Origin of the sequence: Acetobacter tropicalis (assembly GCF_030644465.1) — a bacterium.
Taxonomy (GTDB): Bacteria; Pseudomonadota; Alphaproteobacteria; order Acetobacterales; family Acetobacteraceae; genus Acetobacter; species Acetobacter tropicalis.
Genome location: NZ_JAUYUW010000001.1, coordinates 2,111,714 through 2,124,243 on the forward strand (window position 1 = coordinate 2,111,714; position 12,530 = coordinate 2,124,243).

10 protein-coding genes are annotated in these 12,530 nt (G+C 56.4%); 6 read left to right on the forward strand and 4 right to left on the reverse strand.

Going from position 1 to position 12,530, the window contains the following annotated elements; all coding sequences use genetic code 11:
- Positions 1 to 63 precede the first annotated feature (63 nt).
- The 6 genes from alsS to QWU00_RS09590 all read left to right on the forward strand — a co-directional run bounded on the left by alsS (position 64) and on the right by QWU00_RS09590 (position 8,040).
- Positions 64 to 1,752, forward strand: coding sequence for an acetolactate synthase AlsS (gene alsS / locus QWU00_RS09565; RefSeq protein ID WP_035377499.1), 1,689 nt, complete (start codon positions 64 to 66; stop codon positions 1,750 to 1,752).
- 351 nt (positions 1,753 to 2,103) lie between these two features.
- On the forward strand, positions 2,104 to 3,801 hold the full coding sequence (locus tag QWU00_RS09570; RefSeq protein WP_035377501.1) for a thiamine pyrophosphate-binding protein: 1,698 nt from the start codon (positions 2,104 to 2,106) through the stop codon (positions 3,799 to 3,801).
- Between the two features lie 24 nt (positions 3,802 to 3,825).
- Entirely contained in the window at positions 3,826 to 4,569 is a 744-nt protein-coding gene (locus QWU00_RS09575) for a (Fe-S)-binding protein (RefSeq protein WP_006559350.1), read from the forward strand.
- Positions 4,566 to 5,960 (forward strand): lactate utilization protein B, encoded by a 1,395-nt coding sequence (locus QWU00_RS09580; protein WP_006559351.1) that lies wholly within the window; start codon positions 4,566 to 4,568, stop codon positions 5,958 to 5,960. The genes QWU00_RS09575 and QWU00_RS09580 overlap by 4 nt, the downstream gene beginning before the upstream one ends.
- Positions 5,957 to 6,544: a LutC/YkgG family protein gene (locus QWU00_RS09585; RefSeq protein ID WP_035377503.1), complete on the forward strand. Its 588-nt coding sequence runs from the start codon at positions 5,957 to 5,959 to the stop codon at positions 6,542 to 6,544. Before QWU00_RS09580 ends, QWU00_RS09585 begins: the two co-directional genes overlap by 4 nt.
- A 473-nt stretch (positions 6,545 to 7,017) precedes the next feature.
- Positions 7,018 to 8,040 carry an MYG1 family protein gene (locus QWU00_RS09590; protein WP_035377504.1) on the forward strand — a complete coding sequence of 341 codons (1,023 nt, stop codon included), beginning with the start codon at positions 7,018 to 7,020 and terminating at the stop codon, positions 8,038 to 8,040.
- A 358-nt stretch (positions 8,041 to 8,398) separates the two neighbouring features.
- Here the strand turns inward: QWU00_RS09590 and murA are convergent, their stop codons facing one another.
- From murA to QWU00_RS09610, 4 genes are all read right to left on the reverse strand, one after another.
- Entirely contained in the window at positions 8,399 to 9,661 is a 1,263-nt protein-coding gene (gene murA / locus QWU00_RS09595; protein WP_035377508.1) for a UDP-N-acetylglucosamine 1-carboxyvinyltransferase, read from the reverse strand.
- Between the two features lie 9 nt (positions 9,662 to 9,670).
- Complete coding sequence (gene dcd / locus QWU00_RS09600) at positions 9,671 to 10,225, reverse strand: dCTP deaminase (RefSeq protein ID WP_035377510.1); 555 nt, start codon at positions 10,223 to 10,225, stop codon at positions 9,671 to 9,673.
- Entirely contained in the window at positions 10,216 to 10,434 is a 219-nt protein-coding gene (locus QWU00_RS09605; protein WP_035377512.1) for a hypothetical protein, read from the reverse strand. Before QWU00_RS09605 ends, dcd begins: the two co-directional genes overlap by 10 nt.
- A gap of 136 nt (positions 10,435 to 10,570) precedes the next feature.
- Entirely contained in the window at positions 10,571 to 12,256 is a 1,686-nt protein-coding gene (locus QWU00_RS09610) for a carbohydrate porin (protein ID WP_035377513.1), read from the reverse strand.
- Positions 12,257 to 12,530 lie beyond the last annotated feature (274 nt).

A 12,530-nucleotide genomic window follows, 5' to 3' on the forward strand; every position in this document is an offset into this window, starting at 1 on the left:
TCTAACCACCAGACTCTGCAAAACAGCAAGTTCTGGTGGTTATTCTTTCAGGATCTTACAGTCATGACGAAAAAATCTGATCACGCTGCACAATGCGGCGCGGAGCTTATTGTCCAAAATCTGGTGGCCCACGGCATCACGCATGTCTTTGGTATTCCAGGGGCCAAGGTTGACCGCCTGTTTGATGCGCTGGTCGATTCCCCCATTACCACGGTGGTCACCCGGCATGAACAGAACGCTGCTTTTATTGCGGGTGGTCTGGGGCGTTTGACGGGAAAGGCTGGTGTAGCAATTGCAACATCCGGTCCGGGTGCTTCAAATTTTGTAACTGGTCTTGCAACTGCCAATTCAGAAGGGGACCCGGTTCTGGCTATTGGCGGTGCCGTCAAACTGGCGGATCGCCTGAAGCTGACCCACCAGACCATGGATACGGTCAGCCTGTTCAAGCCCATTACCAAATACAGTGCGGAAATTACGACGCCGACGGCTATTTCAGAAGTCATTGCCAATGCCTTCCGTTTTGCAGAAAGTGGTCGGCCGGGCGCATCGTTTGTCAGCACACCTATGGATGTTCTGTCCATGCCCGCTGATGCACCCGTTCTGGCAGATCGGGCCGTGCCCAAAACGGGTCCGGCCTCGGCAGATGTTGTGGCTGAGGCAGCTAAAATTCTGAAAAATGCAGCCCGCCCGGTCGTGTTGCTGGGCATGCTGGCCAGCCGTCCGGATGTTGCAGAGGCCGTAAGAACTTTTGTGAAGGAAACCGGCGTTCCTGTTGTGGGCACCTATCAGGCGGCGGGTGCGGTTTCTCATGAACTGGTGGACCGGTTCGGCGGGCGCGTTGGTCTGTTCCGCAACCAGCATGGTGATCAGCTTCTGCATGAAGCCGATGTTGTGGTGACAATTGGCTACAACCCGGTGGAATATGATCCGTGGCTGTGGAACGTGAATGATGCCCGCAAGATCATCAATATTGATATTGTCGCGGCAGAACTGGACAACGCCTTTGTGCCTGTTGTTGAACTGGTGGGGGATATTGCCCCGACAGTGAAAGCTCTGGCCAAGGAAACCGGGAAGCTGGATCGTGCACCGGAACTTGAAACCATTCTGGAAGGCTACAAGACTGCTCGTAGTTCTGCGCTGCTGAACGCCCGCAGCACCAGCAACAATGCTGTACATCCGCTCCAGATTGTGCGTGAACTTGAACAGTTCGTCACATCGGACATGACGCTCTGTCTGGATATGGGCACGTTCCATATCTGGCTGGCCCGTTATCTGCTGTCCTTCCGGGCGCGGCAGGTGTTGATCAGCAACGGCCAGCAGACCATGGGGGTCGGCCTGCCGTGGGGGATTGCGGCTTCTCTGGTTAATCCTGCGGAAAAAGTGATCTCCATTTCCGGTGATGGCGGGTTCATGATGTCCAGCATGGAGCTGGAAACCGCTGTGCGGCTGAAGTGCAATCTCATCCATATGGTCTGGATTGATCAGGCCTATAACATGGTTGAAATGCAGGAAAAGAAAAAATACGGTCGTGGTTCTGGCGTGGATTTCGGGCCGATTGATTTTGCAAAATTTGCAGAAGCATGCGGTGCCAAAGGCATTACCGTCAATTCTGCGGATGGCGTCGGCAAAGCCCTGCGTGACGCCATGGATGTTCAGGGTCCGGTGGTGATTGCCGTGCCGGTTGATTACTCCCACAACCATCTGCTCATGCAGCCGCTGGCCCAGTTGGGGGAAACCTCTGCGGCAGCGTAAAGCCTGTTCTGGCCCAAACGCATATTGTTTTACTGTTTCTCCGCAGCGCTTCCTGTTATAACACACGGCGCTGCGGTGTTTTAAAATGCATTGAGGGAGAGAATGCCTCTCCCTGATGTCTTTCCTGCGCCCGGCTGCGTAGTATGAAAGACCTTGATCCGTGCAGATGTCGCCCCCCGACTTCACACAGCATTTTCCTGCTTCTCCTTGCAGGCCAGCAAACCCGTGGGTTGTTGGCGTGTCCTTGGCTATCCGGCTTGACGGACGCGCCAGAGCACCGGAACGTCTACAGATAAAAGGGCGTTCACCGCATGCGGGCCGCCCGTGGATGTTTTGGTGAAGGAAAGAGGAATGCAGGTCTCATCTGTGGATGCAGCAGGCAACGGCGGCACACGCCGGGGTGCCGCGGTCTTGCTGGAAATTCTGCGTAGCGAAGGCGTAGAGTATATTTTCGGTAACCCAGGTACCACGGAACTCCCGTTAATGGACGCCCTGCTGGAAGTGCAGGATGTGCGGTATATCCTTGGCCTGCAGGAAGCCAGCGTGGTGGCCATGGCCGATGGTTACGCACAGGCAGCGCGCAAGCCGGGTTTCCTGAATCTGCACACAGCGGGCGGTCTGGGGCACGGCATGGGCAATCTGCTGAATGCCAGCGTGTCTCAAACGCCATTGGTGGTTACGGCCGGGCAGCAGGATTCCCGCCACACCATCTCAGACCCTCTTTTGTTTGGTGATCTGGTTCAGATTGCACGCCCGGCAGTCAAATGGGCGCAGGAAGTGGCGCATGCCGACCAACTTCCCGTGCTGATGCGCCGCGCGTTCCATGATTCCATGGCCGCCCCAACAGGTCCGGTTTTCCTCTCTCTTCCCATGGATGTCATGGAAGAAATGAGCAGCGTGGATATTGGCACTCCCTCAGTCATCAATCGGAATGCTGTGGCTGGCGGGCTGGACCAACTGGCGGAAACATTAGCCGCCATTTCTCCAGGCCGATTGGCCATTATTGCGGGCGATGAAGTCTATGCATCGGATGCTGCGGCTGAAGTGGCAGCAGCAGCGGAATGCCTGGGTGCACCCGTGTATGGTTCATCCTGGCCCTCTCGCGTGCCTTTTCCCACGGCACATCCATTGTGGTGCGGCAACCTGCCTACCCAGGCCACAGCGATTGCCGAACGGCTGAGTGATTATGACGCCATTTTTGCATTGGGTGGGAAATCCCTGATTACCATTCTCTATACGGAAGGTCCGGCTGTGCCGCCGGGATGCGCCGTATATCAGATGTCTTCCGATGTGAAGGATTTGGGGCGCACATTCTATACGCCGCTTTCCGTGGTGGGGGATATCAAGGCTTCTCTCTCGGCGTTGCTTCCGCTGTTGCAGGCAGCAACGGCTGGGCGGCAGGATGCTTATGCAGCCAATGCTGCCACGGTGGCGCAACAGCGCCGGACGTTGCGGGCCGAGGCTATTCAGGAAGCCCAGAGCCGCCAGAACGAAGCGGTTATTCCGCCACGGGTGGCAGCGTGGGAAGCTGTGCGGGCCATCGGTCCCGATGTTGCGATTGTGGATGAAGCTATTGCAACGTCTTCCGATGTGCGGCTGTTTCTGGAAAGTTCATGGTCTGGCCAATACTCTTTCCTGCGGGGTGGGGCGCTGGGCTGGGGCATGCCTGCTGCGGTGGGCGCTTCTCTTGGTTTGGGGCGTGACCGGGTTGTCTCTCTGGTGGGGGATGGTGCGGCGCTTTATTCGCCTCAGGCCTTGTGGACGGCAGCGCATGAAAAGCTGCCTGTCACATTCGTGGTCATGAACAACCGCGAATATAATGTTCTCAAAAATTTCATGCGGCAGCAGAAAGATTACATTTCTGCACGTGATGGAACATATCCAGCTATGGATATTGTTGATCCGACCATAGATTATCAGGCTATGGCGCGGTCTATGGGTGTACCTTCGTGTCAGGTTACACGGGCTGCGGATATCGCACCTGCCATTGAAGCATCTCTGGCTTCCGGTGGTCCATCGCTTGTCGAAATCATGATTGCGGCAGGGTAAGCCTGTTTTATACCGGAGGGTTTGATGAAGATCGGTCTGTTTATTCCCTGTTATATTGATGCGTTTTATCCTAACGCCGGGATAGCGACGTTGGAACTGCTTGAAAAACTTGGCCAGGATGTTGAGTATCCAATGGATCAGACCTGCTGCGGTCAGCCCATGGCGAATTCCGGCTGCAACTCTGATGCCGCCGCGGCCGAGGCGTTGTTTGTGCGCAATTTTGCCAAATATGATGCCATCGTCATGCCTTCCGGTAGCTGCACCCATCATGTGCGCGACAATTTTGACGCCATTCCGCAGACGGAAGACGTTAAGCATGTGCGCAAGAACACCTACGAATTGGTGGAATTTCTGCACGACATTCTGAAAGTTGATGCTTTCCCCTGGGCAGAGTTTCCGCACAAGGTAGGCCTGCACAACAGTTGCGGCACCCTGCGCGCCCTGCGCACTGCCAGCATGTCCGAACTGGGAGAGCCGTTCTTCTCCAAACCCATGGATCTGTTGTCAAAAGTAAAGGGCATTACCTTTGCAACCCCCAAGCGGCCTGATGAATGCTGCGGGTTTGGTGGCACGTTCTCCGTAACGGAAGAAGCCATTTCCGCCCGTATGGGGCTGGACAAGGTGCGTGACCATCACAATGCCGGGGCGGAATATATTGTTTCGGCCGATACGTCCTGCATGATGCATCAGCAGGGCTGTGCTGAGCGGAATGGCGTGCCCATTCGCTTCATTCATATTGCTGAAATCCTGAACGGAGCACGGGCATGAAGGTCAAACCAGTCAATCACGCCAAGGCGGCGGAAGAGTTTCTGGAAGACGCCCCGCATCTGACCTTTCATGATGAAAGGCTGTGGGACATGCGTCAGAAGCGCGACCAGCAGATGCACCTGCTGCCGGAATGGCAGGATCTGCGCACGCGTGCTTCTGAAATCAAGGAGCACACGCTGGCCAACCTGCCTGAATATCTGGAGCAGTTTGAAGCCAATGCCAAAAAGAATGGCATTCATGTGCACTGGGCGGCTGATGGTGCGGAACATAACCGCATTGTTGGCGAGATTCTGGAAAAGCACGGTGCAAAGTCGCTCATCAAGAGCAAGTCCATGGTCACGGAAGAATGTGACATGCGCGCTTATCTGGAGCCGCGCGGTGTAACCGTGACGGAAACGGATCTGGGCGAGCGCATCCAGCAGCTTGATGATCAGCTTCCCAGCCATATTGTTGTGCCCGCCGTGCACAAACTTGTGCCGGATGTGGCAAAGATTTTTGCCAAAAACTACCATACGGACCCGAACGATAACGATCCGCAGTCCCTGGCGGAAGCACAGCGTATGGCGGCGCGCCCCGTTATTCTGACGGCGGATGCAGGCATGACGGGCGGCAACTTTCTGGTGGCGGAAACCGGAACCTTTGTTGTCTGCACAAACGAAGGCAATGCAGATCTAAGCTCTACAGTGCCAAACCTGCATATTGCTACGCTGGGGATTGAACGCCTTGTGCCGCGTATGGCTGACCTTGGCGTGTTTGTGCGGCTGCTGTCACGCAGCGCGCTTGGTTCGCCCATCACGCAGTACACCACCCATTTCCGTGGCCCGCAAAAGGGCGGGGAAATGCACATTATTCTGGTGGATAACGGACGCTCCACCCGGCTGGGCATGGAAGAGTTCTGGACGTCTCTTAAATGTATCCGCTGCGGTGCCTGCATGAACACCTGCCCGGTCTATCGCCGTTCCGGTGGTCTGTCCTACGGTGCCGTGTATTCTGGCCCGATTGGCGCAATCATTGATCCCACCTTCAATGAACGGAAATACAGCACCCTGCCGTTTGCCTCCACCATGAACGGAAGCTGCACCAACGTCTGTCCCGTGAAGATCAATATTCATGAGCAGCTTTACAAATGGCGGCGTGTGCTGGCCGAACATCATGAACTGCCGTTTGTGAAGCGGGAGATCATGCATATGGCTGGCAAATTGATGGGTCAGCCCAAATTGTACCGCACAGCCATTAACGGGACCGAGGTCGCGCTCAGCACCATGCCGCGCTTTGTGCTGTATAACTGGCTCAACCCGTGGGGCAAACACAGGGAACTGCCGCACCCGGTGAAGCAGACTTTCCATAGCTGGTACAAGCAGAACCGTCTGAAGAAGGACAAGGCACAATGAGCTCGCGCGATACCATTCTGGCGACCCTGCGCGCCAACCGTCCAGACCCTGCTGCCCATCCACTGCCACCCGTGGCTATGTTGGGGGATATGGATAAGGGGCGTGACCGGTTTGAAAATTCCCTTCAGATTCTGGGTGGTCAGATTTTGATGCCTCAGGAAGGTGACACACTGGCCACGGCCATTGCCCGCCGTTTTCCAGACGCCAAGGTGATCTGCTCCGCTGTGCCTGATTTTGAAGGCACCATTCGCATTGAAGAGATTGAATCTCCGCAGCAGGCAGCGGCCACTGATGTGCTGGTTGTACGCAGCCCCTTCGGTATTGCGGAAATGGGGTCCATCTATCTAAGCGAAGCGCAACTGAATAACCTTAATTCAGCCGCGCATCTGACCCAGCATATTGTGGTGATCCTGTCTGAGGAAAATCTGACCGCCAATATGCACACGGCCTATCTGGAGCGTCCGGAATTTCACACCGCCAACTATGGCGTGCTGATGAGCGGCCCTTCCGCGACAGCGGATATTCAGGGGGTTCTGATCCGCGGGGCACAGGGCGTTCGCTCCCTGTCGATCTGGTGGGAATAAACACGGCTTGAGAGCCACGAAAAAGCCGGAGGGGACATATCCCGCTCCGGCTTTTTTATGGGGAAAGCCTGCGTCGGAAGAATCCTGTTTCGTCCAGATGTTCACTGTAAGTCTGATTTTAAAGTCGGCTTGAAAATTCAGCCATCGAAGGCTGCCGCATTCTAGAAAGTGAAAAGAGAGATTGTCAGCCCGGATGCGGCACGATCAGGGCGTAAATCCAAACGGTTCAGCTACAAAAAACGCCCGTAGACCGCCCACACAGATTGCTCAAACAGCCTGTGAATATCTTGTCGCGTAAGGTTGCGTCTTACAGGGGGGCGTGATCGAAAACGAGCCCCACAATCCGCTTTGTGATGGCTGGAAAATGTGCGGAGGACGCAGGAATGGTGAGAACGCATTGTCTGTATCCGCGCTGTCAGGCATGAAAGGGCGGAACTCCAAACTCTTCTTTCCGTTTGTCAGCAGGTTTTTAGATGTCAGAACATACTCCCATTGGTCTTGAACAAGAGCGTCGATCCATCAGAGCGTTGACCCATTCAGGGAATTTCCATCTTGATGAGACAATGGGGTATGTCATTCTTCATTACGCTCTTGCCCCCAAAGGAGATCTGCGCGCGCGCGTGATTGACCGTGCAGCATCCGACGGGCTGGAACTGGTCCGCACGCGTGCCCCAGACCAGATTGCCCAGGCTGATATTGTTTTTGACGTAGGCGGCCGTCATGATCCTGCCCAGGGGCGGTATGACCACCACATGAAGGAAAAGCCCCTGCGTGAAGATGGGGTGCCATACAGCGCGGCAGGTTTGTTGTGGAAAGATTATGGCCGCGCTGCCCTGCGTAATATTCTGACCAGCCCGGTGGATGATGACACACTGGAGGCAATGTGGCGGACAATCGACAAATCCCTGATTCTGCCCATTGATCAGGATGACAATGGCGTTGCCAAAATGGGCAAACTTTCTCTGGCGGATATTGTCTCCGCCTGTGGCCCTGCATGGGACACAACGGAACTGTATGGTCGGCAGGAAGCGCTGGCGCGGGAAGCTCTGGGTTTTGCCAATGCGGCGACAGCGGCGGGGGCTCATCTGGTCAACACGGTTGACCGTGTGCGCGCAAGCCTGAAGGCAACAGACCGCGTTCTGCAAGCCTATGAAAAAGCCGAAGACAAACGGATTCTGCTCATGGAAACCGGCATGCCGACCGAGAAGGTGATCTTCGAGCATGATCTTCCGGTTGTGTATGTTGTGTCTCCGGCTGGTCCGGATCAGTGGAACGTAAAGGCAATCCCGCCCGTGCGCGGGGATTTCGGCCAACGGGTTTCCCTGCCGGAAGCATGGGGTGGACTGGAAAAAGAGACGCTGGCGCAGGTCTCTGGCGTGGAAGACGCCGTTTTTGCGCATCCGGCCCGTTTCATTTGCGGTGCTAAAAGCCGGGAAGGGGCGCTGAAAATGGCGCAGCTTGCTTTGGAAATTGATGCAGCAAACCAGCCGCAATAAGGCGTAATCCTCCTGCCCCGTGAAAATTTTCCGGGGCAGAAGGAAAATGTTAGGCTTGAGTAAAAAAGGGAGAAGGGCAGATCTCTGCCAGTACTCTGTAACGATGCTTGAGTGGTCGGAAAAACAGACAGCCGCTTTGCTTGTTTACTGTATTTCTCAAATTTTTTGCCAAGGTTTGATGAGTGTTGGCACACGACACGTCATCAGGCACGCAAAGCGCCCATAGGGGCCAACCTGTATCAGGAAAATGCAGCCAGTTTTGCAAAAAATCTGAAGGCTGAGTGGTTTTTACGTGTCTGTTTTTTATGCAGGCATGCTGAACAGGGGCCGGGCTATAAAAAGCCCGGCCTTGAAAATGTCAGTTGCTGACACGTTCAATCTGGGCGCCACAGGCGGCCAGTTTGCGTTCTACCGCTTCATAACCACGGTCCAGATGATAGACCCGGCTCAGAATGGTTTCTCCATGGGCCGCCAGCCCCGCCAGAATCAGCGAGAAAGATGCCCGGAGGTCTGTTGCCATGACAGGTGCGCCAGAAAGGCTATGCACGCCCCGGATAATGGCGGAAGAGCCATGCACATTGATGCGTGCGCCCATACGGTTGAGTTCCGGCACATGCATGAAGCGGTTTTCAAAAATGGTTTCCGTAATCATGGATGCACCTTCCGCAACAGAAAGCAACGCCATGAACTGGGCCTGCATGTCTGTCGGGAAGCCAGGGTAGGGTTCTGTCATGATATCAATGCCACGCAGCGCACCGGTGCGGCGCACGCGCATGGCATTTCCTTCCTGCGTTACTTCCACGCCCGCTTCTTCAAATGCGCGCACCACAGCGCCCAGATGTTCAACCTGACCACCAATCAGGCGAAGGTCACCCCCGGTAATGGCTGCAGCGCAGGCGTATGTGCCACATTCAATGCGGTCAGACATAATGCGGTGCGTGGTTCCGTGCAGGGCTTCCACACCATCAATAATAATGAGGCCCGTGCCCGCACCGGTAATCTTGGCACCCATGGCGTTCAGGCAGCTTGCCAGATCAGCCATTTCCGGCTCACGCGCCGCGTTGACAATTTCCGTGCGCCCTTTGGCGAGGGTGGCGGCCATCATCAGGTTTTCCGTTGCCCCGACCGAGGCGAACGGCAGCACGATGCGGTCGCCCTTCAGGCCCTCTGGGGCGCGGGCATGGATGTAGCCGTTTTCAAGCGTGATGACAGCGCCGAGTGTTTCCAGCCCCTTGAGGTGCATATCCACAGGGCGGGTGCCAATGGCGCAGCCGCCGGGGAGGGAAACACGGGCTTCCCGACAGCGGGCGAGAAGTGGGCCCAGCACAAGGATGGAGGCCCGCATCTTGGAAACAATATCGTAAGGCGCTTCCGTGCTGGTGATTTCGCCCCCTACGGAAAGGGTGGTCTTGTCACCGTTTACAGCCTCAACCGTCAGGCCGTGCTGGGTCAGCAGGGCGCACATGGTGGCAATGTCCGCAATGTGCGGCACATTGGTCAGCACCAGACGTTCAGAAGTCAGCAGGCCTGCTACAAGCAGTTTCAGGCCAGCATTCTTGGCCCCGCCAATCGTGATTTCGCCGTGAAGGGGGCGGCCACCCCGGATGATGAATCTGTCCATGGGTTCTGCTTACATGCGGGGCGTGGCAACGCCACGCTGGCCCATATATTTGCCTGCGCGGTCTGCGTAGCTGGTCTCACACGGGGTTTCTCCCTTGAAGAACAGAAACTGGCAGATGCCTTCATTGGCATAAATGCGCGCAGGCAACGGGGTGGTGTTGCTGATCTCGATTGTTACCTGGCCTTCCCATTCGGGTTCCAGCGGTGTGACGTTCACAATAATACCGCAGCGGGCATAGGTGGATTTGCCAAGGCACACCACCAGCACATCCCGCGGGATGCGGAAATATTCAATGGTGTGGGCCAGCACAAAGCTGTTGGGCGGAATGATGCATTCATCTGCCTTGCGGGACACAAATCCTTCAGGGCTGAAGTTCTTGGGGTCCACAATGGCGTTGTTCACATCCGTGAAAATACGGAAATCATCCGCCACGCGCGCATCATACCCGTAGGAGGACAGACCGTAGGAGATCACGCCTTCCCGTTTCTGGCTTTCTACAAACGGTTCGATCATGCCGTGATCCTGTGCCATCTGGCGGATCCAAGTATCGGGCATCACGGGCATGTCGGGGTTTCTCCATTGGCGGGGTCTGTTGGGGATGTGGCGGGCTGAGTATCCGCTTCCTGTTCCTGCCTGCTGCGGGCCTGCTGTTTGCGGCGGCGCAGGTTGGCGCGCAACGCAGCGGCCTGCCGTGCTGCACGGTCAGCTTTTGCGTCTGCTGCCTTGGACGTTACAGAAGGGCCGGAAGAGGGAGAAGAAGGCGTGTCAGTCATGCCAGCGTCAGAATGTTAAAGTATCCTCTGCTGCCTAGCAGAGAGGCGCTGCCATGCCTAGGTGCCGTGCGCGTCAAAGCGCGCGCGATGCCTGTATGGAACGGCTTCAGATGCATTCCATACAGGGGAATAATGGTCAGAGATTGGCGATCAGTTTCAGCCCCATGATGGAGGCATCAGGAATGTGGTGTGTCTCACCCGGATGGATCATGTACTGGAACGTGGGCTGGATCAGCACGCCGGGAAAGGCATCTATGGCGTAATAGGCCTCAATGATGTGCGCGTTATTCTGCACGCCATGCAGGGTGGGGCCCAGAGAGAGACCTGCATTCTGCGCCAGAATCTGGCTTTCCCTCCTGCGGCGGCTGACATGATACCAGGAATACAGAACCCCCAGACGGTCTGTCAGACGGGAGGGGATGACCCCCACCAGAGAGAACCCCGCATAGGCCTGATCAGACAGATTGACCACGCGTGGGGTGACATGCACGTAACCTGCCATCAGATAGCCGCCGGCCATCATGTTACGTCCGCCACGCCGATAGATCATCTGGTCTGCTTCCACCCAGAACATGTCTGACGGGGCAGACCGTTTTCCGGGAATGGTTTCGGCAACCTTCTCAGGCAGTGCGGAGGAAATCTTGTCCGCATAGCGGGTGGTGTCATGCGCATAGCCGATCACATAGTGGCCCGGCAGACGGTTGCGGGTCAGAAAGGGCTGCCATGTGAATTCGATCGGCAGGGAGAGGCCAGTGGTATTTTCTGCTCCCCACGCCCAGCCGCTCGGGTTGTCGGTCAGGGCGCTGACGGAATACGCGCCCACCTGCAGCGCTGTATCGCGTGTTGGCCGCAGGCGCACCCGTGCGCCCCATGTGGCTTTGGGGTAAACGCTGAAACCCGGATTCTGCTTCAATGCAACAGGCGCGGAGCATGTGACCATGAAGGAGCACAGCAGCGGAGAGGTGGCGAACACATGGGTGAGGGACATGCGGCCGAAAATGACGTCCATGCGGTTCTGCATGAAGCGTTTTTCGGCATACAGATCCACCAGATGCGCCGCCACGTTGCCAGAAAGAGAATAGACTTCCTGCATGGCAACGTAATACTCGCCCAGCCGCCCGTTTTGCAGCGCCTTGCCTGCCCGTTCCATGACCAGTGCATGCACGGACCATCCTTTCAGATGTGCCATCCGTTCAAGGTCAAATACGCCCTGAAGGGTGAGTTCATGCACATAGCTGACCCCTTTCTCCAGCCCTCCTGTCATCACGCCCATGGCTTCTCCCTTGTAGGTAAAGGAGAACGTGAAGCCGCGGTCATGCAGCCAGTTTCTGGGGCCTGTCAGTTGTGGCACCAGATGGCCAGAGCCTGCCGTGGGTACGTAATAGGGGTCGTTCATGTCCATGCGGCGGAGGGCATCCAGCCGTGGTGGCAGCAGTCCTGATGGTCCTTCCCATGATGTCAGGGCATCCAGCTCCAGCGTGTGGGCCGCTCCCTGTTGATCCCCCGCCGGTGCGTAAGACTGCACACTCATGGTTGCGTAACCGGGGGTTGGCAGAACCGGTACGCCGCTTGGAGGAATAGGTGTGTTGGGCGGGCGCTTGATGGCAGCCGGATCAGGCCCAAGGCTGCCAGCATCCATCATGCCCGTATTCAGCGGGCGCGTGGTTGCCGTAACATTCGGGCGGACCTTGGCGCTCGGGCTGACAATGGCGTCCGTTACGGGGGCTACGGGTTTTTCCAATGTCTGGGGGGCAGCTGCCGCTTTGTGCGAGCTCGCTCCCCAAGACACTATAAGCGCCAGGGCCAGATAGCCTGTATCCATACGGGATCTGGTGTACGACAGCGGGCGTTGCGTTTTATCGCAACGGGCTTCTGACAGTCTCATGCCTGAATTCTCGTTTTGTAGGAAAAAATGGCGATGCCTGAGGCTGAGGCGCAGGGGGCCTCTAGCCGTTAACCGTGCAGGGTAAAGCCTACAGGGCTGTAACGTCCTGCACGGACGTGAACGGCTTTTCGCCATGCCGTTGTAAGGCCAAGGGCGTTCTGAGAAACGGGAGAAAACAGAAGAGTATCAGTCAAACAGCCAGCGTGATGAG